This window comes from Micromonospora sp. II, assembly GCF_001709195.1.
Taxonomy (GTDB): domain Bacteria; phylum Actinomycetota; class Actinomycetes; order Mycobacteriales; family Micromonosporaceae; genus Micromonospora; species Micromonospora chalcea.
In genome coordinates, this window is sequence record NZ_LYXF01000024.1 from 143,820 (window position 1) to 169,137 (window position 25,318).

Sequence of the window (25,318 nt, forward strand, 5' to 3'; positions counted from 1 at the left end):
CTCTCCCGTCCCTGTCTCCAGCGAGGTGTCGCCATGCGTCTTCGAAGAAAGCTGCTCGCCGCCGCGTCCGCACTGCTCGCCGGGCTCGCGGGCACCGTCGTCGCCACGCCCGCCCACGCGGTCGGACCGGCGTTGCTACCCGTCACCGTCACCAACACCACCGGTCGCACCGACCCGGTCTACCTCTACGTCATCGGCGTCCAGCTCTCCTCCGGCCGGCTCGGCTACGTCACCGCCGGTGGCGCCTTCGTGCCGTGGAGCGGCGGGCAGATCCCGCCGTCGCCCGCGCCGGACGTCTCCATACCGGGCCCCGGCAACGGCGGTAGCACCACGATCCAGTTCCCCCGGGGCTTCTCCGGCCGGGCCTACTTCGCCCTCGGGCAGAAGCTGAAGTTCTTCCTCACCCCGGACGGGCTGGTGCAGCCCGCGCCCTGGGCGGCCGGTGACGCGAACCGCGACATCCTCTTCGACTGGAGCGAGTTCACCTACAACGACTCCGGGCTGTGGCTCAACAGCTCCCAGGTCGACATGTTCGCGATCCCGCACGCGGTCACGGTGACCGGCGCCAACGGCGTCACCAAGCGCACCGGCGACGTGGTGGCCAACGGACGCAACGCGGTCATCGACGGCATCCGGGCGCAGCCGGGCTGGGCCAACACCGTCCACACCCGCTCCGACGGGACCGTGCTGCGCGTCCTGGCCCCGGGGAAGGCGGCCGGGGCCGGCCTGCTGAGCACCACCTACCTGGACTCCTACATCGCCTCCGCGTGGAACGCGTACACCACGAAGACGCTGACCGTGGCGCCCTTCGCCGACCAGCCGGCCATCCGGTACTACGGCCGTACCTCGGGCAACACCATGACCTTCACAAACGGCAGCGGCCAGGTGGTCGCCTCCTTCAACCGGCCCTCCTCGGCCAGCGTCTGGGGATGCGACGGCGACCTGCCCGCGCCGAACGACCAGGTGGTCGGCCCGATCTCGCGCACGCTCTGCGCGGCCCTCAACCGAGGCACGCTCGGCACCATCGACACCCAGCCCAGCACGAACGCCGCCGACTTCTACCGCAGCAACCCCACCAACCAGTACGCCCGCCTGATCCACGCCAACATGACCGACGGTCGGGCGTACGCGTTCGCCTTCGACGACGTCGGCGGATTCGAGTCACTGGTGCACGACGGCGACCCCCGTTCGGCCGGACTGATCCTCAGCCCGTTCACCGGAGGTGGGGGCGGCAACCCGGCCACCGGGGTGCCCGTGGTCAGCAACTGGAACAACAAATGCATCGACGTGCCGAGCTCCAACTTCGTCGACCGCGCGCCGCTGCAGATGTGGAACTGCAACAACACCAACGCGCAGAAGTGGACGTTCAGCGGCACGGCGCTGAAGAGCCAGAACAACAAGTGCATGGACGTCGACGCCGGGTCCACCGCCAACGGGGCGGTGGTGCAGCTCTACACCTGCAACGGCACCGGCGCCCAGCAGTTCACCCTGAACTCGGCCGGGGACCTGGTCAACCTTCAGGCCGACAAGTGCGTCGACATCAAGGACCGGAACGGCAACGACGGCGCGAGGCTCCAGCTCTGGGACTGCACGGGCACGGCCGGCCAGAAGTGGCGCAAGGGCTGACCGGCCCTGCGACGGGGGGCGGGGGCGACCGCGAGTCGCTCCCGCCACCCGCCGCGACGGCTCGCCGTCCCGCAGGACGGACGCGCCGACCACGTCGGCTCACCGCCCCATACGATGGACAACGGTGCTGGTTCGCCGTGCCCGTGAAGGGTGTGGCGTCGTAAGAGGGAACCCGGTGTGAGTCCGGGACTGCCCCGCAGCGGTGAGTGGGAACGACAGCCGTCATCGAAGCACTGGACCGTGAGGTCTGGGAAGCGACGGCCAGTAGGTGACCGGGTGGATCCGGTCGCGCCCGCGAGTCCGAAGACCTGCCCGCACCGCGCGCACCGTCCGGTGTGCGCCGCCGACGGTCGCTCGGGACGGCCGGTGCGGAAGCCGGTACGCCGTCTGTACCCCTTCCCTCCCCGCCTCGATCGGCCTCGTGTGCTTCGAGGGAAGGGATCTCCATGAGTACCGCATTCGGTCAGAGCACCGTGCTGGGCTATCCGCGTATCGGGGGCAACCGGCAACTCAAGAGGGCCGTCGAGGCCTACTGGGCGGGCCGGATCGACGCCGAGGAGTTGGCGGCGACCTCTGCCGCGCTACGGGCGAAGGTGTGGCGGACGCTACGCGACGCGCGCCTGGACGCGATCCCGTCCAACACGTTCTCCTACTACGACCACGTGCTGGACACGGCCGTCGCCGTCGGCGCGATCCCGCGCCGGTTCGCCCGTCTCGGCCTCGGCGACCTCGGCACCTATTTCGCCATGGCCCGGGGCGTCGATGCCGAGCCGGCGCTCGAACTGACGAAGTGGTTCGACACCAACTACCACTATCTGGTTCCCGAGATCGGCTCCGACACCACCTTCGCGGCGAATCCCGACAAGGCGCTGCGCGAGTACCGCGAGGCCCGCGAGCTGGGAATCGACAGCCGCCCGGTGCTGGTCGGGCCGGCCACATTCCTGCTGCTGGCCAAGCCCACCGAGGCGGGCGGCGAACCGTTCGACCGGCTGACCGACCTGGTCGACGTGTACGCCAGCATCCTGCGATCCCTCGCCGCGGCGGGCGTGCGATGGGTGCAGCTGGACGAACCCGCCTACGTCGCCGACCGGAGCGCCGCCGAGATCGACGCGCTGCGGGAGGCGTACACCCGGCTCGGCGCGGTGGAACAGCGGCCGGCGATCTTCGTCGCCACCTATTTCGGCGAGCTCGGTGACGCGCTGCCCGCCCTGCTCGACACGCCGGTCGAAGCGGTCGGCGTGGATCTGGTGGCCGGGCCCGGCAACCTGCGGCGGCTGGCCGGTGCGGGACCGCTGCGCGGCAAGACGATCGTGGCCGGCCTCGTCGACGGCCGCAACGTCTGGCGTACCGACCTGCGGGCCGCCGTGGCGGCCGGTGCCGCCGTCACCGCCCTCGCCGACCACGTCGCCGTGTCCACCTCGTGCTCGCTGCTGCACGTGCCGGAGGACCTGTCCGCCGAGACCGCTCTCGACCCGGCGCTGCGTCAGCGGCTCGCCTTCGCCCGGCAGAAGGTCGATGAGGTCGTCCGGCTCGGCCGCGCGCTGCGCAACGGCACCACGTCCCTGCCCGAGCCGCTGCCGCCCACCCCTGCCGCCTGGCGCGACGACACCGTACGCGGTCGGCTCGCCGCGCTGCGCGCCACGGATCGGCAGCGCGGCGCGTACCCGGAGCGTGCGGCGGCACAGCAGGCCCGGCTGAACCTGCCGCCCCTCCCGACCACGACCATCGGATCGTTCCCGCAGACCGACGAGCTGCGCCGCGCGCGTGCCGAGCACCGGGCCGGGCGTCTCGACGACGCCGCCTACACGCAGCGGATGCGCGCCGAGGTCGAGCACGTCGTCCGGCTCCAGGAGCGGCTGGGCCTGGACGTGCTCGTGCACGGCGAGCCGGAACGAAACGACATGGTCCAGTACTTCGGCGAGCAGCTGGACGGGTTCGCCGCCACCGAACACGGCTGGGTCCAGTCCTACGGCTCCCGATGCGTGCGTCCGCCCGTCATCTACGGCGACGTGGCACGCAGGGCGCCGATGACCGTCAACTGGTCCACCTACGCGCAGTCGCTGACCGACCGGCCGGTCAAGGGCATGCTCACCGGCCCGGTCACGATCCTGGCCTGGTCGTTCGTCCGCAGCGACCAGCCACTGGCAGACACCGCGGACCAGGTCGCGCTCGCCCTGCGCGACGAGTGCCGTGATCTCGAGGCAGCCGGTATCCGGGTCATCCAGGTCGACGAGCCGGCGCTGCGTGAGACGCTGCCACTGCGCAGGGCGGACCAGAAGGCGTACCTGGACTGGGCAGTCGGGGCGTTCCGCCTGGCCACCTGCGGAGTCGCCGACGACACCCAGATCCACACCCACCTGTGCTACTCGGAGTTCGGGGAGGTGATCACGGCCATCGACGCCCTCGACGCCGACGTCACGAGCATCGAGGCATCCCGCTCCCGGATGGAGGTCCTCGACGACCTCGCCGCTCTCGGATACCGCCGGGGTGTGGGGCCCGGCGTCTGGGACATCCACTCACCCCGGGTGCCGTCCCACGACGAGGTCGTCGGCGCGCTGCGCCGGGCCGTGGCCGCGGTGCCGGCCGAGCGGCTGTGGGTGAACCCCGACTGCGGCCTCAAGACGCGCGGCTATCCCGAGGTCGAGGCGTCCCTCCAGCACCTGGTCGCCGCCGCGGCCGAGCTGCGCGGAAACTGATCCACGCGACCGGGCGGGACGGCTCGTCGTCCCGCCCGGCCCGGGCCCGGTTCAGCCCTTGACAGGCCGTGCCCGGAGCGCCGAGGCTGCATGAAGTGATGTATGTCGATGTTACGGGGGCATGATGCGACGCAGGATCTTCGCGCTGGCTACAGCAGCCGCGGTCGTCGTCGGCGGGGCCATGACGATGGCGCTGCGGCCGGCCTACGCCGCGACGGCGTGCACGGTGGACTACACCATCACCCGGGAGTGGTCCAGCGGCTTCTGGGCCGAGCTCACCGTCACCAACCTGGGCGCTCCCGTCACCGACTGGTGGCTGCGGTTCCGGCAGGCGAACGGTCAGACGATCACCATGGGCCTCGACCGGCTGCCGGACGGATACACGCTGGGCAGCGGCGAGATGTATCCGATGACCATGCTCCGTCCGCCGGCGGGATCCACGCTGCCGACCGGCGCCTCGGTGACGGTGCGGTTCGGCGGCAACTACCAGGGTGCCGACCCCGAGCCGACCGACTGGGTGTTGAGCGGCCAGCCGTGCGACGGGGACGGCGCCGACCCGACCGGCTCGTCGCCGCCGCCGGCCTCGGGGAGCCCGCGGCCCAGCCCACTGCCGGGCGGGCCGTCGGTGGCGCTCACCTCGCCCCTGCCCAATGACTTCTTCGCCGCGCCGGGCGTCATCCCGATCCGTGCCGAGGCCACGGCGGCGCCCGGCCGGCGGATCGAGCGGGTCGAGTTCCGCGAGCGCGGCAGGCTGCTCGCCGTGGACACCACCGCGCCGTACGCGTTCGACTGGCGCGGCGTGCCGCCGAACAGCGGCACCCGCGTCACCGCCACCGCCTACGACAGCAGCGGCGCCCAGGCCACCGCCGAGGTCCGCGGCATCCGGGTGCTCCCGCCGCAGGCGCCCGGCGCCGCGCCTGCGCTGAAGGCGTTCGGCAACCGCATCCTCACGGTCACAGCCAGTCCGAGGCCGTACCGGCCCCGTGGAATCATCCGGTCGGCCGCGCCCGGCGAATGCGCATGGGGACCGATCCACTGGGACGGCCCGGTCGACGACGCGTCGGTAGGCGCGCTGCGGGCCCGCGGCGTCAACGCGGTACGGGTCGTGCTGAGCGACGCCTGCTACGCCTACACCGGCAGCCCTGCCGATCGGCAGAACCGCGTCGGCTACCTCGACGAGGCGGCCCGGTACGTCGACCGGCTCGTCGGGGCCGGCATCACACCCGTCGTGTCGCTGCGGCAGAGCGACATCTCCGCCACCCGCACGTTCTGGAGCGCGGCGGCGGAGGTGTTCGGCGACGACAACGCAGTGGTCTTCGACATCTCGCCGTACGACTTCCCGGCGGCCGGCGGCACCGATCCCGCGGCGGTCTGGACCTGCTGGCGCGACGGCGGATCCGAGTGCGCCGGCGCCGGTCTGCCGAACTTCGGCGTGCAGGAGCAGATCCGCCTGCTTCGCGTCCAGGGCTCGTTCAACCTGGTCCTCGCCGCCGGGATCGACGGCGGCAACGATCTGAGCCGGTGGCTGGAATATCGCCCGGCTGACCCGGACGGCCGCAGCGTGGCCGCCGCCTGGCGCGTCGACGACCGCTCGGCCTGCGCCACGCCGGCCTGCTGGCGGTCCACGCTGCTCCCGGTCGCCGCCCAGGTGCCGCTGGTCGCCACCGACGTCAGCGCCGGCTCGGGGGCGCCGACGTTCGTACCGCGGACTGTCGCCTGGCTCGACCAGCACGGCATCGGCCACCTGCGCCGGTGACCGGGGGAGGGGAGGCCGCGGCCGGAGGGCCGGTCAGACGGCCGCGCGCGCCCACTGCTGGTTGGTGCCGCTGCCTCTCCTACCCGTACGACCCCTCGACCGGGTCGGCGTGGGCGGGACATCGCACATCGAGCCGTCCATCGACGTTCATCCAACAGATCGGCGTGCGTAAGCTCCACACGGTCGGATCCATGGAACCTACGGAGGAGGTTCCATGGATCGTCGAACGATGTTGCGGGCCACCGTTGTCGGTGCGGGCGCCCTCGCCCTGCCGTTCACGGCGTGGTCGGCGGCGTACGGAGCCCCGGCACAGAACGCGGCGGGGCCCTACGGCGGGCTTCAGGCAGCCGACGCCAACGGCATCCAGTTGCCGGCCGGGTTCACCAGCTCGATCGTCGCGCGTTCCCGGCGGACGGTGCCGGGGACGTCGTACACCTGGCACGACGCTCCGGACGGTGGCGCCGTGTTCGCGAACGGCAGCGGCTGGATCTACGTGTCGAACTCCGAGGTGTCGGCCGGTGCGGGTGGCGGCGTCTCGCGACTCGTTTTCAACTCCAGCGGGGCCGTGGTCGGGGCGTCGCGGATCCTCTCCGGCACCAACAACAACTGCGCCGGTGGCAAGACACCGTGGAACACCTGGCTCTCCTGCGAGGAGGTGTCCCTGGGACGTGTCTTCGAGACGTACCCTCTCGGCGGGACCGCGGTGGCGCGTCCCGCGATGGGCCGGTTCAAGCACGAGGCGGCCGCGGCCGACCCGGTCCGCCGCGTGGTCTACCTGACCGAGGACGAGACCGACGGCAAGTTCTACCGCTTCGTGCCGGCCACCTGGGGCGACCTGTCCGCCGGAACCCTCCAGGTCCTCCGCGCCGGTACGGCCACCTCCGGCACGTTCACCTGGGCCACGGTGCCCGATCCGGACGGCTCGCCCACCCCGACCCGGCAGCAGGTGTCCGGCGCGAAGACGTTCAACGGTGGCGAGGGCTGTCACTACGCGGACGACACCGTCTGGTTCACCACGAAGGGCGACAACCGCGTGTGGCAGGTCAACCTGGCCGCCGGCACGTACGAGCTCGCCTACGACGACAACCTGGTCAGTCCGGGCGCCCCTCCGCTGACCGGGGTCGACAACATCACCGGGTCCACGGCCGGGGACCTCTACGTCGCCGAGGACGGCGGGAACATGGAGATCTGCATGATCACGCCGGACGACAAGATCTCGGTCTTCCTGCGGATCACCGGACAGAGCGGTTCGGAGATCACCGGGCCGGCGTTCACCCCGGCGGGGGACCGGCTGTACTTCTCCTCGCAACGCGGCACGACCGGCTCGTCCTCCGGCGGCATCACCTACTGCGTCACCGGTCCGTTCCGCCGTTGACCGGCTCCCGGTCCCGCCGGCAGTGACCACACGGTGAGGGACGCCCGGTCCTCACCGGGCGTCCTTCACCGGCGTGCTCCACGCGGACGCGCCGGGACGACGGCCTCTCGACGTCGGGGTGTGAAACCGCCGATTCCGCCGGCCGTCACGGCACGTGGCCGGTTCCTGGCGCATTGACATCGGCGCACCGGCCACAGCAGACTGTCGCGACAACTCAACCACCGCGTGTACGTGCGGGGGAAGACCGGTCGAAATCCGGCGCTGGCCCGCAACGGTAGGCCGCCCAGAGAACTCTGCGGCGGCGAGCCCGAATACCCGTCGTACGCGTGCAACCGCTCCCCACCCGTCGTGGCCCACGGGTCGGAGTCCCGGACGCCCCCGCGTACTGCGGCCGTCCGGGCTTTCGACGACCGCCGGGCCGGAAAGGCGCTTCCGATGGTCGTCCGCCGAAGCCGGCACCGCCTGCTCGCGCTCCTCTGCGGCGTACTCGCCGCCCTCACCCTCACCACACCGGCCGTCGCCGCCCCCGATCGCGCCGCCCTCACCCGCCCGGAGGCCGCCGCCGGCTGGCTCGCCCGGCAACTCGTCGACGGCGAACGCTTCGAGGCGGTCTTCGACGGTGTCGCCTACCCCGACCAGGGGCTGACCCTCGACGCCGTGTTCGCCTTCGCCGCCGCCGGCGTGGCCGACGACCACGGCGCCGGCGCGCTGGCCTGGGTCACCCGGCCGGACATCCGCGACGGCTATCTCGGCGACGGCGTCTCCGAGGCGTACGCGGGCGCGACCGCCAAGCTCGCCCTCGCCGTGCAGGTGCGCGGCGGCGACCCGGCCGACGTCGCCGGGGTGGACCTGATCGCCCGGCTGCGTTCGCTGCAGACGCCGGCCGGCCGGTTCAGCGACCGGTCCGCGTACGGCGACTACAGCAACGCGTTCAGCCAGTCCTTCGCGCTGCTGGCGCTGGACCGTACGGCGGCCGGGGCGCCACCGGCGGCGGCCGCCTGGCTGGCCGGCACCCGATGCCCGGACGGCGGCTACCCGCTGCTGCCCGCCCAACCGGTCTGCACGTCCGACGTGGACGCCACCGCGCTCGTGACGCAGGCGCTGCGCGCCGCGGACCGTCCGGCCGACGCCGCCGCCGGGCTGCGCTGGCTGGTGTCCGTTCAGCGTGCCGACGGCGGCTTCGCCAACGCGGCCGGCACACCGAACGCCAACAGCACCGGCCTCGCCGCGCAGGCCCTGCGCGACGGTCACCGGCTGCCGGCCTGGGCGCGGTCCCGGGCGTTCCTCGCCGGACTCCAGGTCGGCTGCGCCGGGGCGCCCGCGGACCGGGGCGCCGTCGACTTCGACGGTGGCGGCTTCGACCCGGCCACCGCGCCCCGGGCCACCGCCCAGGCCGTCCTCGGTCTCACCGGGATCGGGTACGCCCGTCTGTCCGCAGCCGGCGCCGACCCCGGCGCACCGGCGCTCGCCTGCCCGTGAACCGCCTCGCCGCTCACCCGATCACAGGAGGACCCGTGTTCCGTCACCGTCCCACCGCCCGCACCTGGATGGCCGGCCTGCTGGCCGCCGTCGTGGCCGGCGTCGCGCTGACCGCAGTCGAACCCGCGCCCCGGTCGGCGCACGCCGCCGCCTGCGTCGGCACCTCGGGAGTCACTGTGGTCGTCGACTTCGCCGCGCTCGGCGGCGGCGTCCAGGTCGCCTGTGCGCCGGGCGATCCGGCCACCGGCCTGGCCGCGCTTCAGGCCGCCGGCTTCACCGTCACCGGCACCGCCCGCTGGGGCCTGGCCTTCGTCTGCCGGATCAACGGCAAGCCCACCGCCGCGACCGAGCCGTGCGTCAACACCCCGCCGGCCACCGCGTACTGGTCGTACTGGCACGCGTCCAGCGGCGGCTCCTGGTCCTACAGCACGTCGGGGGCGACCGGCTACAACCCCGCGCCGGGCAGCGTCGAGGGCTGGTCCTTCGGCGCCGGCGCCCCGCCGAGCATCGCCGCTCCCTGAACCGTCGGCTGCGAACGGTGTGACCAGCGGCGCACCGGGTACCGGCAGCTGCTCTGGCGTCGTCGCGCGCCCGGGCGGTACGGTGTCGGCACCCGGTGCGCCGGGCACAACTGCATACGTCCCGTGTGGGGGGAAGCCGGTTCGAAGCCGGCGCTGACCCGCAACCGTGAGCGAGAGTCCCTTTCGCGAGCCGGAATGCCCCGCCCGGGACGAGCGGCTTCCACTGTCGAGGTCTACAGGGTGAAGTCCGGGCCGCCGAGGTCCGACCACCCCGCCCACCGCAGCACGCGGAGCGGGGTGTCCGTTTCTCGGGGCGCTTCCCGGAGCTTTCACCGACCGCTCCGCGAAAGGCACCCTGATGCCACTGTCCCGGCGTCTCACCATCGGTCTCGGAATCGCCACGGCGACAACTCTCGCCACGATCACCAGCGCCCCGCTCACCGTGGCCGCGGCACCCGCCCCGGCCCACGTCACCGCCGCCCGCGACGCCGCGTCCTGGCTGGCCGGTGAGTTCAAGAACGGTTCGCTGCCCGGACCGTTCACCCCCGAGGACTGGGGGCTGACAATCGACGGTCTGGTCGCGCTGTCCGCCACCGGCGTCGACGCGCAGACCCGGCAGGCGGCAACCGCGCAGGTCGCAAAGCATGTACGGTCCTACAACAGCTACGACGACTGGGGCATCGAGGGCTTCACCGACGGCGGGGCCACCGCCAAACTGCTCTATGCCGCAGCCGCCGCCGACGCGGACCCCACCGACTTCGGCGGCTACGACCTGCGGGCGGAAACCCTGTCGCTGATCGCCACGGCCGACGCCGGGCACCAGCGGGGACGGATCACCAGCCGTACCACCGCCGACAGCGGCCCGGACGCCAGCAACACCTTCGACCAGTCCTTCGCCGTGCTCGGCCTGGCCCGCAGCGGCGACCTGCCACAGGATCCGGTGGACTTCCTGATCCGGCAGCAGTGCGCGGCGGGCGGCTTCCGGCTCTACCCGGACGCCGCCGACGGGCCGTCGCCGTCCTGCGACGACCAGCCCGGCGCCACCCTCGACGTCGACTCGACCGCGATGGCCGTGCAGGCGTTGCTGGCCGCCGCCGAGGACGGCGCCACGGGCGCCGGCGACGCCGCCCGCAAGGGCGCCGACTGGCTGGTCACCCAGCAGCACGCCGACGGTTCCTTCGGCGGCTCGGGACCCACCACCGGCGCGAACTCCAACAGTACCGGCCTGGCCGGGCAGGCCCTCGCCGCCGCCGGCCGCGACGACGAGGCCGCCCGGGCGGCGACGGCCCTGGCCGCGCTGCAGCTCACCGCGGGCAACGGTGGCGCGGCCTCCGCCGACGCCGGCGCGATCGCCTACAACACCGACGGATTCACGGCTGCCGCGGCGGCCGGGATCACCGACACCGACCGGGACCAGTGGCGCCGGGCCACCGCGCAGGCCCTGCTCGGGCTGGCCCAGGTCCCGCTGGGCCGGATCGGCCTCGACCCGCCGCCCCCGTCGACTCCCACCCCGACCGGCACGGCCTCGCCCACCGCGCCGTCCACGCCCTCCGCGTCTCCCACGCTCACCACGTCGCCTCCACCGACCGGCACCGCCGGCCCGACGCCGAGCGTGACCAGCCCTGCGGCGACACCCGCGCCTACGACCGCGGCGCCGGCCACCGCCGCGCCGCCGATCACGACCCCGGCCGCGTCCGGGCCGGGCGGGCTGCCGACGACCGGCGTGGCGATCGGTAGCTACCTGCTGATCGCGCTGCTGCTGATCGGTGGCGGAGTGACACTGCTCGTGCTCGGCCGACGGCGGGCGGGATGAGCCTCCGCGCCGCCCGTGCCGCGCTGGCCGTCGCCCTGGTCACCGCCTGCACCACGATCGGACCGGGCAGTCCTGCGGTGGCCGCCGGGTCGGCCGGCTACTGCCCGGACGCCTCCGGGGTCACAGTCGTGGTGGACTTCAACGAACTCGGCGGCGGGACGGTGGTGCGGTGCGCGTCGGGCACCCAGGCCACCGGCCTCGCGGCGCTCAAGAACGCGGGCTTCCCGATCACCGGAACCCTGCGCTGGGGCGAGGGGTTCATCTGCCGGATCGACGGCAAGCCGTCGGCCGCGACGGAGAAGTGCGTCGACACCCCGCCTGCGAGCGCCTACTGGTCGTACTGGCACGCCCCGAACGGCGGCAGCTGGACGTACAGCGACAAGGGCGTGCTCAACCGCAAGCCGGCGGCCGGCAGCTTCGAGGGCTGGTCGTTCTCCCTCAACCGCAACGCCGACGACGCGCCCCGTCCCGGCGTCGCGCCGAAACGCCCCGCCCCGCCACCGCCACCGCCACCACCGCCGCCGCCGCCCACGGGCGGTGAGCCGGCGGCGCCACCACCGGCGGGAGGAACCGTCGCACCGCCGCCGGTCGCCGGTGGCCGGCCCGGCGAGCCCACCCGGCCGGGCGGCACCTCCGGCCCGCCGGTCTCCGTCGGCCCGCCGACCTCCGCCGGCACGTCACCGACGGCCGGTACGCCGACCCTGACGGCGACGCCGGGCGCCGCCACCGGCACGGCACCGCAGGGCTCCTCCGACGAGCCGGTGGTGACGGATGTCGCCGCGTCCCGTGACGACGACGGCCTGCCACTGGGCACGATCGCCGGGGTGCTTCTGCTCGCCCTGCTCGCCACCGGCGCGCTGGTCGCGGCCCGACGACGCCGTGCCGCCGACCCGGATGACTGACGTCACGGTCACCGGGTCGCGGCCGGCCGACGCCCGTCGTCTGCCGGGCCGGTGGCCGGTGTGGTGGCTGCCCCGGGGGCTGCACCCGGGCGCATGGTGGCTGTGGGCGCTCGGCCTGGCCACCGCGGCCAGCCACACCACGAATCCGCTGCCGCTGGCCCTGCTCGTCGCCGTCGCCGGTCTGGTGGTGGTGCGCCGCCGGGGCGACGCGCCGTGGGCGTTGGCGTTCCGCATGTACGTCTGGCTCGGCGCGGTGATCGTCACGATGCGGGTGGTGTTCCGGATCGTGTTCGGCGGCGGCCAGGGCGACCACATCCTGGTCCGGCTGCCGGAGATCCCGCTGCCCGCGTGGGCGGCGGGCATCCGCCTGTTCGGACCGGTCGCCGCCGAGCAGATCCTCGGTGGCTTCTACGACGGGCTGCGGCTGGCGACGATGCTGATCTGCCTCGGTGCGGCGAACGCCCTGGCCAACCCGAAGCGGCTGCTCAAGGCCGTACCCGGAGCGCTGTACGCGATCGGCACCGCCGTCGTGGTCGCGTTGTCGGTCGCCCCGCAGCTGGTGGAGAGCGTGCTACGGGTCCGCCGGGCCCGGCGGCTGCGCGGCGCGTCCGCCCGCGGGATGAGGGCGCTGCGCGGGATCGCCCTGCCGGTGCTGGCCGACGCGTTGGACCGGTCCCTGGCCCTCGCGGCCGCGATGGACTCCCGTGGTTACGGCCGCACCGCGGCGGTGCCCGCCGGGCAGCGAACCGTCACCGGGGCGCTCGTCCTCGGCGGGCTGGTCGGCGTCTGCGCCGGCACCTACGGGCTGCTCGACACCGCCGCACCCGGCTACCTGGGGCTGCCGATGCTCCTGGCCGGACTGACCGCCGCCGTGACCGGCATGCTGCTGGCCGGCCGCCGGGTCCGCCGTAGCCGGTACCGACCGGACCGCTGGCGCCCGGCCGAGCTGCTCGTGGCCGGCTGCGGGGTGGCCGCCGCGGCACTGACCATGCTCGCCGGCTCGGTGGACCCGGAACTGCTCTACCCGCCGGTCAGCCCGCTCACCTGGCCCCAGCTGACCCCGCTGATGCTTCTCGCCGTCGGCGTCGCGGCGGCACCCGCCTGGCTGGCGCCGCCACCACCGCCGACGGTACGTGCCGGACGCCCGCCGGCGGTGGACCGGCCCATCCCCGTCACGGACGTGCCGGCAGACGGAGTGCGCGCCGCGAGGGCATCGACACCGGGAGACCGCCCATGATCACTTTCGACCGGGTCACCGTCCACTATGCCGAGGGCGGCCCGCCACCGTTGCGGGATGTGACGTTTCGCGTCGAGGAAGGTGAACTCTGCCTGGTCGCGGGCCGTACCGGTGCCGGAAAGTCGACGCTGCTGCGGGCGATCAACGGTCTCGTCCCACACTTCACCGGCGGCACCCTGCACGGCGCCGTCACCGTCGACGGCAGGGACACCCGCACGCATCCGCCGCGCGATCTCGCCGACGTCGTCGGCGTGGTCGGCCAGGACCCGTTGGCCGGCTTCGTCACCGACACCGTCGAGGAGGAACTGGCGTACGGGATGGAGCAGCTCGCCCTGCCACCCGCGGTGATGCGCAAGCGGGTGGAGGAGACGCTGGACCTGCTCGGCATCGCCGACCTGCGCGACCGGCCCCTGCGGACGCTGTCCGGCGGTCAGCAACAGCGGGTCGCCATCGGCGCGGTGCTCACGGCGCACCCCCGGGTGCTGGTGCTCGACGAACCCACCTCCGCGCTGGACCCCACCGCCGCGGAGGACGTGCTCGCCACCGTCACCCGGCTGGTGCACGACCTCGGAGTGACAGTGGTGCTGGCCGAGCACCGGCTGGAGCGCGTCCTGCAGTACGCCGACCGGCTGCTGTACCTGCCCGGCGACGGCCATGTCCACGACGGGACGCCGGCGACCGGGCTGGCCCACATCGACATCGCGCCACCCCTGATCGAGCTGGGTCGCCTCGCCGGCTGGACACCGCTGCCGTTGTCGGTCCGTGACGCCCGCCGACGGGCGTCCGACCTCCGGCACCGGCTCGCCGGCGTGGCGCCGCCGCCGGTCCCGGCGGGCGCGGACACCGGTCCCACGCTGACCGCGCGGAAGATCGTCGTACGGTATCCGGGCACCGTCGCGGTGGCCGGCGTCGACATCGATCTGCGCGCCGGCCGGGTCGTCGCGTTGATGGGCCGCAACGGATCCGGCAAGTCCAGCCTGCTCTGGGCGGTGCAGGGCAGCGGCCCACGCCACGGCGGCACCGTCGCCGTGACCGGGCCGAAGGGCACCGTCGACCCGAAGGCCCTGCCGGCCGGTCAGGCCCGCCGGCACGTCGGCCTCGTCCCGCAGGACTCCGGTGACCTGCTCTACCTGGAGACAGTCGACGCGGAGTGCGCCCAGGCCGACCGGGAGACCGGCGTGCCGGCCGGCACCTGCCGGGCGCTGGTGGACCAGCTCGTCCCCGGACTGCCCGGTGACCGGCACCCCCGGGACCTGTCCGAGGGACAGCGGCTCGCCCTCGCACTCGCCGTGCAGCTCACCGCCGCTCCGCCGGTGGTCCTGCTCGACGAGCCGACCCGCGGCCTGGACTACCATGCCAAGCGGCAGTTCACCGCCGTCGCCCGGATGCTGGCCGGCAGCGGCCGAGCCGTGGTGGTCGCCACCCACGACGTCGAACTCGTCGCCACCCTCGCCGACCGGGTGATCGTGATGGCCGAAGGGGAGATCGTCTCCGACGGCACCACCGCAGAGGTCATGCTCGCCTCGCCGGCGTTCGCGCCGCAGGTGGCCAAGGTCCTCGCCCCTGCCCCCTGGCTGACAGTGGAACAGGTCGCCGCCGCGCTCGACGAGACCAGGGCACCGGCATGAGCGTGCTGCGGGTCGCCCCGCGTACCGCTGTGGTGCTGACCCTCGCCTCGGCCGCCGCGCTGGCCACCTTCACCTGGCCGTTCTTCGTCCCCGCACACCCGGAGAGCACCGCCCGCACCGGCGAGGCGCCGCTGGTCTTCATCGTCATGCTGCCGGTACTCGTGGCGCTCGTCCTCGCCGAACTCACCTCCGGCGGCATCGACAGCAAAGCCCTGGCGATGCTCGGCGTACTCGCCGCCGTCAACGCCGCCCTGCGCCCCCTGGGTGCGGGGACCGCGGGCATCGAGACCGTGTTCTTCCTGCTCGTCCTGGCCGGCCGGGTCTTCGGACCCGGGTTCGGGTTCCTGCTCGGTGCCACGTCGCTGTTCGCCTCCGCCCTGCTCACCGCAGGCGTCGGGCCGTGGCTGCCGTTCCAGATGCTCTGCGCCTCGTGGATCGGCCTCGGCGCCGGCCTGCTTCCGGCCCGGCTGCGCGGCCGCGCCGAGGTCGCCGTCCTGGCCGGGTACGGGATGCTCGCCGCCTACGGCTACGGCCTGCTGATGAACCTGTGGTTCTGGCCGTTCAGCGTCGGCGCGGACACCCAGCTGTCCTACGTCGCCGGTGCCCCCGTACTGGAGAACCTGCACCGTCTCGCCCTGTTCACCGCCGTCACGTCCACCTTCGGCTGGGACACCGGCCGCGCGATCACCACCGCCGTGGCGATAGTCCTCGCCGGTCCTGCCGTCCTCGCCGCGCTGCGCCGCGCCGTCCGGCGGGCCGCGTTCGGCGCGCCGGTCACCTTCGCCGCGGCGTCCGACAGGCCCGCGGCGAAGGTGACCGGCATCCCGCAGTCCTCCTCGCAGGCGACGTAGGGCGCCGGCCGGAGGGTCGGTCAGACGGTCGTACGCGACCACTGCTGGTTGGCGCCGGTGTTGCACGCGTACTGCTTGAGGACCGCACCGTCAGCGGTCGATGCGGCCGGTACGTCCACGCACTTGCCGCTGTGCCGTGCCCGGAGTTGGAAGTAGCTGCCGCCTGTGACCATCTGGAACTGCTGGTTGGTGCCGGTGCCGCAGGTGTACTGGATCAGTTCGGCGCCGTCGGCGGTGGACGCGCTCACGACGTCGAGGCACTTTCCGCTGTTGCGGCTGACGAGTCGCCAGTAGCCGTTGCCGGCGTCCTGGAACTGCCACTGTTGCCACGTGTTGCCGTTGTACGTGTACTGGCCGACGCGCGCGCCGTTGTCGGTGTTCGGTTGCTGGACGTCCATGGCCTTGCCGCTGTGTCGCACGGTGATCCGGTAGAACGTGTCAGTCGACGGCGGGGGCGTCGTGGGGCCGCCGCCGATGGTGTCGCCCCAGGCGTACCGGATCTGGTCGGCGCCGGAGGTGTTGCGGACGGTCAGGTTGAGGTCGGTGCCGCTACCGCTGAGCGAGTACATCGAGTACCAGTCGTAGCCGATGGTGCCGGGCTTGCCGCCGAGCGCGGGCCAGTAGGTGCCGCCCATCCGGTTGTCGCGCATGACCTGGGCCATGGCGCGGATGTGGCGCACGAAGTTGTCGGTGCTGTTCGCGTCGGCGTAGTTGCGGCCGTCGTTCATGGGTGCGCCGAACTCGGTGGCGACCGCCCGCGACGCGCAGTTGCCGAGGCGGGTCTGGATGTGGCTCCGGAAGGCGTCGTAGGTCATCTCGCCGTAGAAGAATGCGTAGTGGTGGAACGACAGCAGCGTCGAGGCGAATCGGCTGTCGTTGCAGATGTCGCGCAGGTCCTGACTGAACCCGGTGCCCCCGATGAGCACCCGGCTGGGCACCGCCGAATAGTGGTAGCTGAGCCAGTTGGCAGCGACGTTGCGCCACTCCGTCGAGCTGTAGCCGTGGGGCTCGTTCATCGGCTCGAAGTAGACGTTGGAGTTCGAGCCGTACGTGTTCGTCACCGTGGACCACATCGCGTTCCAGGCGGCGAGGTTCGTGATCCGGCCGCCGGAGGCGGCGCCGTCCTCCCAGTAGGCGAGGATGACCTTGAACCCGCGGGCGGTGGCGGCGTCGATGGCGCCCCGGTAGGCCTCCCACCACGCCGTTCCCACCGTGTGGGTGTTGATGGGTAGCCGGACGGTGTTGACGCCCATGGTGGAAGCCATGTCGTCGTAGAGGGCGTTGGCCTTGGCCCGCACCGTCGCGTTGCTGTCGGAGGAGATGAGGCCCTGCACGACGAGGGGACCGGTGCTGAAGTTGTCACCCAGCACGGCCCAGTTCATGCCTCGGAACTGGTTCGTGGCGGCGACGGCGGGCGACGACACGACGGCGACGCCGCCGACCATCGCCGTCGTCGCGGCCACCAGTACGATCAGCAGCCGGCGCAGCGACCTGGTGCTCTGTGACGGGCCCGGTGGGCGGCGCCGCGACGAGGTGGTCCGCGTCGGGAAGTGGTCGATCATCTGATCCAGCCTCTCTGGCTCCGGACATCGGGCTGACCGCCGAATCCGCTGCTGCCCGTAGTGGTCCCGGCCGTCGTGAGGTCCCTCTGGAGATGGGCGCTGTTAGCGCTAACGCCGGTGGAGCGGCGTACCTGCGGGCTTCAGCGGCGGGGTGCGTGACACCGAGGCAGGGGTATGCCTTCTGGCTGTTAAATGTGCGTTGCGAACAAGTGTTCGCGATCACATCCGGAGTGTCAAGGCATCGATGTGCGTCGTCCCCTGTGGCGATCGGGGTACTGGGGTGGGGCGTGGCCCTGCGTCGACCTCGTGATCCAATGAGGCGCATGGTTCTCCAGTGGATCGCCGCCGGCCTCCTGTTGCTGGTCGGGCCGGCGCGCTCGGCGGGCGGGCGCGGCCGAGGCGTCGGATACTGGGTCGATGACCAACCCCGACCTCGATCCCGAGGTGTACCCGCCGATCGACCCGCGTGAGGACGTGCCGGACGACCCCGGCGAACTCCTCCCGGACACGCCCGGCGAGCTGCCCGAGGCGCCGGTCGAGCCGATGCCCGACGACGGGGAGCCCGGGGGTGTGCCCGAACCGGCCTGACCGGCCCGGCGCCGGGGTGCCCAATAGATCGACGATGGTGGATAATCTTGCGGTGACCGGCGCGCGGACCGCAGGGGAGACCGGATGAGAATCGTCGACGCCCGGGTGATAGTGACCTGCCCCGGCCGGAACTTCGTGACCCTGAAGGTCGTGACCGACGAGGGAGTCACCGGAGTCGGCGACGCCACCCTCAACGGCCGGGAACTGGCCGTCGCGTCCTACCTGCGCGACCACGTCGTGCCGCTGCTGATCGGGCGCGACCCGGCCCGGATCGAGGACACCTGGCAGTACCTCTACCAGGGGTCGTACTGGCGGCGCGGACCGGTCACGATGAGCGCCGTCGCCGCCGTGGACACCGCGCTGTGGGACATCAAGGGCAAGGTCGCCGGGCTGCCGGTCTACCAGTTGCTCGGCGGCCGGTCCCGCGAGGGCGTGACCGTGTACGGGCACGCCAACGGCGAGACGGTCGACGAGGTGCTGACCGAGGTCGCCCGTTTCGTCGACCTCGGCTACCGCGCGGTGCGGGTGCAGTGCGGCGTGCCCGGCCTGCCCCGGACGTACGGCGTCAGCGCCGACAAGATGTTCTACGAGCCCGCCGACGCCGCGCTGCCGACCGAGACGACCTGGTCCACCGAGGCGTACCTGGCCCACGTGCCGGGCGTGTTCGCCCGGGTCCGCGAGGAGTTCGGGCCCACCCTCCGGCTGCTGCACGACGTGCACCACCGGCTCACCCCGATCGAGGCGGCGCGGCTCGGCAAGAGCCTGGAGCCGTACGCGCTGACCTGGATGGAGGATCCGGTCCCGGCGGACCTGCAGGAGGGCTTCCGGCTCATCCGCTCGCACACCACCACGCCGATCGCCGTCGGCGAGGTCTTCAGCAGCATCTGGGACGCCGCCCAGCTCATCCGGGAACAGCTCATCGACTACGTCCGTACGACTGTGGTCCACGCCGGCGGGATCACCCACCTGCGACGCATCTTCGACCTTGCCGCGCTGCACCACGTCCGCAGCGGCTCGCACGGCGCCACCGATCTCTCCCCGGTCTGCATGGCCGCCGCGCTGCACCTGGACATCGCCATCCCCAACTTCGGTCTGCAGGAGTACATGCGGCACACCGAGGCGACGGACGAGGTGTTCCCGCACGGCTACCACTACGACGGCGGCTACCTGCATCCGGCCGAGACTCCGGGGCTCGGCGTGGACATCGACGAGCAGGCCGCGGCCCGCTACCCGTACGCGCCGGCCTACCTGCCGGTGAACCGGCTGACGGACGGCACCGTGCACCCCTGGTGAAGCGCGCCGGTTCAGTGGATGCGGCGACCGTGCGCGTCCGGCACCCCGGACTTGCGGAAGAAGTAGGTGTTGATCTGGTCGCGCCACTCGACGGCGCTGCGGAGCTGCTCGTCGAGGCGCTCGGCCACCCGGTCGTGGACGGCCGGGGCGAGGGCCCCGGCGAGGAGCCGCCACCGCTCCCGCATCGCCGCCACCTCCTCGACCCCGGCGAAGTGGGTGTCGTAGATGTGCTGGATCACGGTACGGCCGCTGTGCAGCACGTGCCGGTACGGGACGTGATGGAAGAACAGCAACAGCTCGTCGGGGCAGCGGTCGCGGGACTCGTACACCTCCGACCACGGCGGCGGGTACTGGCCGGTGAAGCCGGTTCCGGTCGCCCGGGTCCGGTCCACCCCGACGCCGTCGCGGTCGGCGAAGTGGTAGGTGCCCCACTGGGTGTACTCGTAGCCGTCCACGTCCGGGCCGTAGTGGTGGCCGGGCCGCACCATGAACCCGACGCCGAGCGGGGCGGTGTAGCGCTCGTAGGTGCGCCAGGAATCGTCCATGATCGCGTGCATCGTGCGCCGCAGCGCTTCCGGGTCGCCGGAGGTCACCGGCAGCCACGTCAGGTCGATCCACTCGTCGAGGATCGCGCCGGGATCCAGCAGCGGATCCCAGGCGAGCCGGCCGAAGGCGTACAGGTTCGCCTGAGCCAGCGGGTGCCCGGTCCAGAACGGGTCGTCGCCCACGTTGGACACGGCGACCAGGCCGCCACCGGCGCCCGCCACGTCGGCGATCGTGTCGCCGGCCGCGCCGTGGGGCCGGAACCGCAGCACCTCGCTCCACCAGGGTCCGAGGTAGCAGACGTGCCGCTGCTGGCCGGTGTACTCCTGCGTCGCCTGCACCTCCACCGCCAGCCGGGTAGCAGGCATCGCGGCGAGCACCGGGGACACCGGTTCGCGTGGCTGGAAGTCGATCGGGCCGAACTTCACCTGGACGATCACGTTGTCGGCGAATCGTCCGTCCAGCGGCGCGAAGTGGTCGTGGGCGGCCCGGGCCCGGTCGGTCGACCGGTCCCGCCAGTCCTGGTGGTGGTCGTAGACGAACGCCCGCCAGCGCACCACGCCGCCGTGCGGTGCGAGCGCCTCGGCGAGCAGGTTCGCGCCGTCGGCGTGGTCGCGCCCGTACGCGAACGGGCCGGGCCGGCCCTCGGAGTCGGCTTTCACCAGATAGCCGCCGAAGTCGGGAATCCGCTGATACACCCGCCGGGTGGCGGCGGCCCACCAGTCCCGTACGCGCTCGTCCAGCGGATCGGCGGTGGGCAGGCCGCCGAGGACCACCGGGGCGGCGAAGGTCACCGCCAGATGCACCCGGATGCCGTACGGGCGGAACACCTCGGCGATCTCCGCGACGTCGCCGAGCCGGTCGGTCAGCAGCAGCGCCTCGGTGTCGTGCACGTTGACGTTGTTCACGCAGATCGCGTTGACGCCGCAGGCGGCGAGCAGGCGGGCGTAGTCGCGGAGCCGGGCGGGCTCGTGCCGGGCGGCGCCGTCGCGCCAGAACAGAGAGCCGCCGGCGTAGCCCCGCTCGACCTGGCCCGACACCGGGTGCAGGGCCACGTTGTCCCAGTGGTCGAGCATCCGCCGGTCCAGTGCCGGCCGGTGCCGCCGCGCCGGAAGGTCGTCGTGGAAGGCCGCCGCGCCGAGCCGGACCACGTGGAACATCCCGTACAGCAGGCCGGCCGGCGCGTCGGCGAGGACCACTGTCACGCCGCTGGCCCGCGTCAGCAGGTACCCCTCGTCGCCGAGCGCGCCGTCGCCGGTGCCGTTCACCGCCGGTGTCGCGCCGAGCCGGACCGTCTCCGCCGCCGCGTTCGGCACCGGGCCGGCGCCGCGCAGGGCCAGCACCAGGTCGGCGTCGACAGGCCACGGTGGCCCGTGCCAGAGCCGTCCGCCGTAGCGGGCGCAGGCCCGGCTCACCTCGTCGAGGACGGTGTCGACCAGGAGCCCGTCGCCGTGCACCAGCACCGGCCGGGAACCGAGCTCACGGAACGCCGCAGTCGGTAGCCAGGCGGCGTGCCAGGCCGACTCGCCGCTGTCGGCCGACAAGCGGCCGGTGACCGGGACGCTCACGCGGTGAACTCCGCCCGGATGTCGTCGATCATGGGAGCACCGATCCGCAGCAGCGCCAGCACCAGGAGCGCTGCGAGCAGGGCGAGCACCGCCTCGGAGAACACCGCGGTGACGCCGGCGGCGGCGACCAGCAGCGCGACGTTGCCGATTGTGACGCCGGGCTTGCGCGCCACGTAGTAGACGGCGAGCCGGAGCACGTCGCGGGTGCGGAAGGTGAACAGCGAGACGATCACCAGCGCGTTGACCCCGACCAGGATCACCCCCGCCCCGACCACGACGAGCGGCACGGCCCACCAGCCGGGGACGGCGGCGGCGGGCAGGTTCGCCAGGTTGACCGCGATGACTGCGAGCCACAGCAGCGTCGGCGCCCAGACGCGCAGCACGCCCGCCAGGTTGGCCCGGTAGGCCCGGCGGAACGYGGCGGCGGGACGGAGATCGGTCAGGTCGGGGCGCTGGTGCCGCAGCGTGTACAACGCGGCCGAGACGGCCGGACCGACCGGCAGCGCGGCGGCGGCGACCAGCGGAAGGTTGCTGCTGTCGCGGTCGAGCAGCACGAGCACGGCCAGACCGGGCAGCGTGCTCACCAGGAGCAGCAGTTCGACCACGAGCAGGGTGTGGACCGTCGCGGCGGCCCGCGACAACGGCCCGTCGCCGAACTCCCGCAGCCCGCCGGTCGCGCCGGTCACCGTCGGTCCTCGTGCGGGTCGAGCAACCTGTCGTCCCACCACGGCGGCGTCTCGTCCACCACCGGGGTCAGCTCGGCGAGAGTCACCTCGTGCCGGGCGAGGTCGAGGTCGAGGTCCGCCCGCCCGCCCGCGACCGGCACTGCCCGATGGGTACGGGCCGGCTCGGCGGCCTCCCGCAACGCGTCGAGCTGCCGTGGCCGGGGTGAGTGCGGGCTGCCCATCTCCCGCCAGGCCGCGAAGGTGTTGCCGGCGTCCTCACTCACTGCCGAGCGGAGCAGGAACGCCGACGCGGTGCCCGGCGGGCCGATCGGAACCGACAGCGACAGGGTGTGCCGCTCGGGTACCGGCTCGCGGCCGGTGACGTCCACCGGGGCCCAGGCCAGGACCGCGACCCGGCCGTCGGGGTGCCGGGTGACGAGATGGTCCGGCCCGCGCGCGAGCACCTCGTCGCCGAGCCGGGCCATGAACGCGTACAGATGGTAGGTGGGTTTCTTGATCTGCCGGTGGGTGAGCAGGCCGAAGCCGCCGTGCAGCGGCGCGGTCGGCACCCCCTCCTCCTCGAACACGTCGCTGAAGGTCCAGTAGGAGAAGGAGTCGACCAGATCCCCGCCGCCGGCCAGCACCGGAGCGAGGTAGGCGGCGTGGAAGGCCGTGTCGTGGATCGGGTTGTCCGGCCGGTAGGAGGAGTTGAACTCGGTGATGTGCACCGGGTGGTCGGCCAGCGCGGTGCCGGCCAGGTGCCGGCGGGGCGCGGCGAACTGTTCCAGCAGCTCCGTGGCCGGAGCCAGGGTCTGCCGGGTGCCGAACGGCAGGTGCCGCGCCGGGCCGGAGGTGTAGGCGTGCCGGCTGACGAAGTCGACAGGCACGTCGCGGTCGGTGACGAACTCGGCGAACGGCTTCAGCCACTCGTCGGCGCCGGGGGACAGGGCCGGGCCGCCGACCTGGAGCGCCGCGTCGACGTCCTTGACGGCGTGCGCCGAGACCTCGTACAGGCGGTGGTAGGCGTCCTGGTCGGCGCCCTGCCAGAACGCCGGCAGGTTGGGCTCGTTCCACACCTCGATCGGCCAGCCGCGCACCTCGTCGAGGCCGTACCTGTCGACCAGGTGGGCCACCGTCGCGCGCACCAGGTCACCCCATTCGGTGTACGACTCCGGAGGCGTCACGTTTCCCCGCCACCAGAACACGGTCTGGTCGCCGGAGGCGAGCGCCGAGGGCATGAACCCCAGCTCCACGAAGGGCCGGATGCCCAGCGCGAGGTACGCGTCGACGACCTGGTCCACGTAGGTGAAGGCGTGCCGCACCCGGCGCTCGCCCCGGTATTCGTACGGGCGGTGCACGCCGACGCCGTCGCTGAGCAGCCCGTGGCCGCGGATGTGCCGGAAGCCGATGTCCTGCTGCACCAGCGCCAGCGAGTCCTGATAGTCACGTCGCAGAGCCAGGTCGAACCGGCCGGTGCCCACGCAGGTACGCCAGGCGTCGGTCAGCCGGCCGGCAGGCCGGTCGGGGACGAGGAGCCGCGTCATCCGTGGTTCTTGCGGTACCGGTCGTACGCCTTGTTGACCAGGTCGATGTAGGCCTGCGCGTTCTTGCCCTTCAGCTCCGAGACGTAGGCGTCCCACTCGCTCAGCGGCCGCTGGCCGAGGGCGAACTTCAGCGTGTTCTGGGTGACGTGGTCCTTCAGCGCGGTCGCCCACAGCGTCGTCTGCTCCCGCTCGGAGTCGCTGAGCGGCGCCGGTGGCGGAGTCACCCAGGGCGCGGCCTTGCGGGCGTTCATCTCCTTCTGGAACTCCAGTTCCTCGGGCGAGAAGAACGACTGCACCAGGTCGAGCTTGCCCCCGTAGGCGAAGACGCCGTTGTAGAAGCCGAAGTCCTTCTGGAGGTGCTTGGTGCCCTTGGGGTTGAGGCCGATGACGTTGACGTCCGGGGCGAGGGTGCGCTTGCCCGAGCCGTCCTTGGTGTACGTGGTTCCCTCGACGCCCCACTTGGCGAACTCCTGGCCGGCGTCGGAGTACCAAAGCCAGTCGACGAACTGCATCATGGCCACGAAGTTCTTGCCGTCGCGCGCCTTGCTGGAGATCATCACGCCGTTCTCCAGCCGGGTCGCCGGGTTGACCGCTCCGGCCGGCCCGACCGGGAAGAGGATCTTGCCGAGCCGGGCGTTCGGGTTGATCTTCGCGATGTCCGGGCGGTAGTCGTTCACCAGGGTCTGCGCGTTCGTGCTGATCACGAAGGACTTGCCGCTGGCGAGCTTCTGCCGGGCCTGGTCGTCGGTCTGGGTGAACGTCTCCGGGTCGAGCAGCCCCTCGGCGACCAGCTTGTGGAGGTACTCCACCACCTGCCGGTAGCCGTCCGAGGCGCCGGTGAAGACGTACTTCCCGGCCCCGGAGTCCCAGCTCGTCGGCTGGTAGTTCCAGCCGGCGCCGGGCAGGCCGTGCGCGAGGGCCAGCATGTTCAGCAGGTTGCCGGCCGGGTTGGGCTTGCCGAAACGGTCGGAGAACGGGATGACGTCCGGGTGGGCCGCCTTCATCGCCTTGAGCATGGCGTACACCTCGTCCCAGGTGGTCGGGGACGGGATCTTCAGCTGCTCCAGCACGTCGGTGCGGACCGCGAGCGTGTAGTCCTGCCAGGGCTTCTCGTGCAGGCCGGGCAGCAGGTAGAACTTGCCGTCCTCCTGCCGGAGCGTGTCCATCTCCGGCTGGAGCTTCCACTTCTCGATCTTGTCCTTGAAGTGCGGCATCAGGTCGAGGTAGTCGCTGACCGGCAGGATCGCGCCGGAGGAGACGTACGAGTTCTCCTGCGGGTGGTAGGTCTTCGGGATGATCATCGGGGCGTCACCGGAGCCGACCAGCACGCTGCGCTTCTGCTCGTAGTCGCTCAGCGGCACGGCGACCGGGTCCAGCTTGACGTTCGTCCGCCCGGCCAGCTCGGTCCAGAACAGCCACTCCGGCTTAAGCGGGTAGTTCGGGTGGTTGTTGTAGAGGATCGAGAACGTGACCGGCTCGGTGGCCTTGAACTGGTCGCCGATGCCGTACTTGTCCATCGCGCCCGTACGGTTGCGGTCGAGGTCCTTCTTGTCCGGGGTGTCGTCGCCGCAACCCGCCAGGGCGACGACGGCGGCCGCGCCGCTGGCGAGCAGTACCTGGCGCCGGGACAGCTGGGCCATGGGTTCTTCCTTCCGGTGGTGGGGTGGTGGT

Annotated in this window: 18 protein-coding genes and 3 riboswitches; of the genes, 13 read left to right on the top strand and 5 right to left on the bottom strand. The window is 72.6% G+C overall.

Features of this window, described 5'->3' with window-relative positions:
* The first annotated feature begins 33 nt into the window (after nt 1–33).
* From A8711_RS12610 to A8711_RS12660, 11 genes are all read left to right on the top strand, one after another.
* On the top strand, nt 34–1,626 hold the full coding sequence (locus A8711_RS12610; RefSeq protein WP_043322876.1) for a beta-1,3-glucanase family protein: 1,593 nt from the start codon (nt 34–36) through the stop codon (nt 1,624–1,626).
* A 111-nt stretch (nt 1,627–1,737) separates the two neighbouring features.
* A riboswitch (cobalamin riboswitch) is annotated at nt 1,738–1,957 on the top strand.
* Nucleotides 1,958–2,072: 115 nt separating this feature from the next.
* Entirely contained in the window at nt 2,073–4,322 is a 2,250-nt protein-coding gene (gene metE, locus A8711_RS12615; protein ID WP_043322884.1) for a 5-methyltetrahydropteroyltriglutamate--homocysteine S-methyltransferase, read from the top strand.
* Between the two features lie 121 nt (nt 4,323–4,443).
* Nucleotides 4,444–6,078, top strand: coding sequence for an Ig-like domain-containing protein (locus A8711_RS12620; RefSeq protein WP_069088303.1), 1,635 nt, complete (start codon nt 4,444–4,446; stop codon nt 6,076–6,078).
* Between the two features lie 214 nt (nt 6,079–6,292).
* Entirely contained in the window at nt 6,293–7,453 is a 1,161-nt protein-coding gene (locus A8711_RS12625) for an alkaline phosphatase PhoX (protein ID WP_043322890.1), read from the top strand.
* 201 nt (nt 7,454–7,654) lie between these two features.
* Nucleotides 7,655–7,791, top strand: a riboswitch (cobalamin riboswitch).
* A 97-nt stretch (nt 7,792–7,888) separates the two neighbouring features.
* Complete coding sequence (locus A8711_RS12630; RefSeq protein WP_069088304.1) at nt 7,889–8,932, top strand: peptidase; 1,044 nt, start codon at nt 7,889–7,891, stop codon at nt 8,930–8,932.
* Nucleotides 8,933–9,000: 68 nt separating this feature from the next.
* Nucleotides 9,001–9,453, top strand: a complete 453-nt coding sequence (locus A8711_RS12635; protein WP_176722815.1) for a hypothetical protein — start codon at nt 9,001–9,003, stop codon at nt 9,451–9,453.
* 85 nt (nt 9,454–9,538) lie between these two features.
* Nucleotides 9,539–9,676, top strand: a riboswitch (cobalamin riboswitch).
* Nucleotides 9,677–9,811: 135 nt separating this feature from the next.
* On the top strand, nt 9,812–11,266 hold the full coding sequence (locus A8711_RS12640) for a prenyltransferase/squalene oxidase repeat-containing protein (protein WP_069088306.1): 1,455 nt from the start codon (nt 9,812–9,814) through the stop codon (nt 11,264–11,266).
* Complete coding sequence (locus tag A8711_RS12645; RefSeq protein WP_069088307.1) at nt 11,263–12,168, top strand: hypothetical protein; 906 nt, start codon at nt 11,263–11,265, stop codon at nt 12,166–12,168. The genes A8711_RS12640 and A8711_RS12645 overlap by 4 nt, the downstream gene beginning before the upstream one ends.
* A complete protein-coding gene (locus tag A8711_RS12650; RefSeq protein ID WP_069088659.1) occupies nt 12,161–13,405 on the top strand; it encodes a CbiQ family ECF transporter T component in 1,245 nt (414 codons plus the stop codon). Before A8711_RS12645 ends, A8711_RS12650 begins: the two co-directional genes overlap by 8 nt.
* A complete protein-coding gene (locus A8711_RS12655) occupies nt 13,402–15,033 on the top strand; it encodes an ABC transporter ATP-binding protein (RefSeq protein ID WP_069088308.1) in 1,632 nt (543 codons plus the stop codon). Before A8711_RS12650 ends, A8711_RS12655 begins: the two co-directional genes overlap by 4 nt.
* Nucleotides 15,030–15,884: an ECF transporter S component gene (locus tag A8711_RS12660; RefSeq protein ID WP_051610840.1), complete on the top strand. Its 855-nt coding sequence runs from the start codon at nt 15,030–15,032 to the stop codon at nt 15,882–15,884. The genes A8711_RS12655 and A8711_RS12660 overlap by 4 nt, the downstream gene beginning before the upstream one ends.
* 20 nt (nt 15,885–15,904) lie before the next feature.
* On the opposite strand, the gene A8711_RS12665 is transcribed toward A8711_RS12660, so the two are convergent.
* The gene (locus tag A8711_RS12665; protein ID WP_069088309.1) at nt 15,905–17,446 is read right to left on the bottom strand and encodes an RICIN domain-containing protein; all 1,542 of its coding nucleotides are present in this window, start codon (nt 17,444–17,446) and stop codon (nt 15,905–15,907) included.
* Between the two features lie 417 nt (nt 17,447–17,863).
* Between A8711_RS12665 and A8711_RS32440 the strand changes: the two genes are divergently transcribed.
* Both A8711_RS32440 and manD read left to right on the top strand, forming a co-directional pair.
* A complete protein-coding gene (locus A8711_RS32440; protein ID WP_013287071.1) occupies nt 17,864–18,034 on the top strand; it encodes a hypothetical protein in 171 nt (56 codons plus the stop codon).
* A gap of 84 nt (nt 18,035–18,118) precedes the next feature.
* Entirely contained in the window at nt 18,119–19,327 is a 1,209-nt protein-coding gene (gene manD, locus A8711_RS12670; RefSeq protein ID WP_043322904.1) for a D-mannonate dehydratase ManD, read from the top strand.
* 11 nt (nt 19,328–19,338) lie between these two features.
* On the opposite strand, the gene A8711_RS12675 is transcribed toward manD, so the two are convergent.
* Genes A8711_RS12675 through A8711_RS12690 form a run of 4 tightly spaced genes read right to left on the bottom strand, consistent with a single transcriptional unit; the run spans nt 19,339 to nt 25,287 of the window.
* Nucleotides 19,339–21,438 carry an alpha-glucuronidase gene (locus A8711_RS12675; protein WP_069088310.1) on the bottom strand — a complete coding sequence of 700 codons (2,100 nt, stop codon included), beginning with the start codon at nt 21,436–21,438 and terminating at the stop codon, nt 19,339–19,341.
* On the bottom strand, nt 21,435–22,124 hold the full coding sequence (locus A8711_RS12680; RefSeq protein WP_069088311.1) for a DUF624 domain-containing protein: 690 nt from the start codon (nt 22,122–22,124) through the stop codon (nt 21,435–21,437). The genes A8711_RS12675 and A8711_RS12680 overlap by 4 nt, the downstream gene beginning before the upstream one ends.
* Complete coding sequence (locus tag A8711_RS12685) at nt 22,121–23,647, bottom strand: xylan 1,4-beta-xylosidase (protein ID WP_069088312.1); 1,527 nt, start codon at nt 23,645–23,647, stop codon at nt 22,121–22,123. The genes A8711_RS12680 and A8711_RS12685 overlap by 4 nt, the downstream gene beginning before the upstream one ends.
* The gene (locus A8711_RS12690; protein ID WP_069088313.1) at nt 23,644–25,287 is read right to left on the bottom strand and encodes an extracellular solute-binding protein; all 1,644 of its coding nucleotides are present in this window, start codon (nt 25,285–25,287) and stop codon (nt 23,644–23,646) included. The genes A8711_RS12685 and A8711_RS12690 overlap by 4 nt, the downstream gene beginning before the upstream one ends.
* Nucleotides 25,288–25,318: the final 31 nt, after the last annotated feature.

Excerpts from the sequence above, each read along its gene's own strand:
- A8711_RS12610 (WP_043322876.1), top strand. The coding sequence starts at position 34 with ATGCGTCTTCGAAGAAAGCTGCTCGCCGCCGCGTCCGCACTGCTCGCC.
- metE (WP_043322884.1), top strand. The coding sequence starts at position 2,073 with ATGAGTACCGCATTCGGTCAGAGCACCGTGCTGGGCTATCCGCGTATC.
- A8711_RS12620 (WP_069088303.1), top strand. The coding sequence starts at position 4,444 with ATGATGCGACGCAGGATCTTCGCGCTGGCTACAGCAGCCGCGGTCGTC.
- A8711_RS12625 (WP_043322890.1), top strand. The coding sequence starts at position 6,293 with ATGGATCGTCGAACGATGTTGCGGGCCACCGTTGTCGGTGCGGGCGCC.
- A8711_RS12630 (WP_069088304.1), top strand. The coding sequence starts at position 7,889 with ATGGTCGTCCGCCGAAGCCGGCACCGCCTGCTCGCGCTCCTCTGCGGC.
- A8711_RS12635 (WP_176722815.1), top strand. The coding sequence starts at position 9,001 with ATGGCCGGCCTGCTGGCCGCCGTCGTGGCCGGCGTCGCGCTGACCGCA.
- A8711_RS12640 (WP_069088306.1), top strand. The coding sequence starts at position 9,812 with ATGCCACTGTCCCGGCGTCTCACCATCGGTCTCGGAATCGCCACGGCG.
- A8711_RS12645 (WP_069088307.1), top strand. The coding sequence starts at position 11,263 with ATGAGCCTCCGCGCCGCCCGTGCCGCGCTGGCCGTCGCCCTGGTCACC.
- A8711_RS12650 (WP_069088659.1), top strand. The coding sequence starts at position 12,161 with ATGACTGACGTCACGGTCACCGGGTCGCGGCCGGCCGACGCCCGTCGT.
- A8711_RS12655 (WP_069088308.1), top strand. The coding sequence starts at position 13,402 with ATGATCACTTTCGACCGGGTCACCGTCCACTATGCCGAGGGCGGCCCG.
- A8711_RS12660 (WP_051610840.1), top strand. The coding sequence starts at position 15,030 with ATGAGCGTGCTGCGGGTCGCCCCGCGTACCGCTGTGGTGCTGACCCTC.
- A8711_RS12665 (WP_069088309.1), bottom strand. The coding sequence starts at position 17,446 with ATGATCGACCACTTCCCGACGCGGACCACCTCGTCGCGGCGCCGCCCA.
- A8711_RS32440 (WP_013287071.1), top strand. The coding sequence starts at position 17,864 with ATGACCAACCCCGACCTCGATCCCGAGGTGTACCCGCCGATCGACCCG.
- manD (WP_043322904.1), top strand. The coding sequence starts at position 18,119 with ATGAGAATCGTCGACGCCCGGGTGATAGTGACCTGCCCCGGCCGGAAC.
- A8711_RS12685 (WP_069088312.1), bottom strand. The coding sequence starts at position 23,647 with ATGACGCGGCTCCTCGTCCCCGACCGGCCTGCCGGCCGGCTGACCGAC.
- A8711_RS12690 (WP_069088313.1), bottom strand. The coding sequence starts at position 25,287 with ATGGCCCAGCTGTCCCGGCGCCAGGTACTGCTCGCCAGCGGCGCGGCC.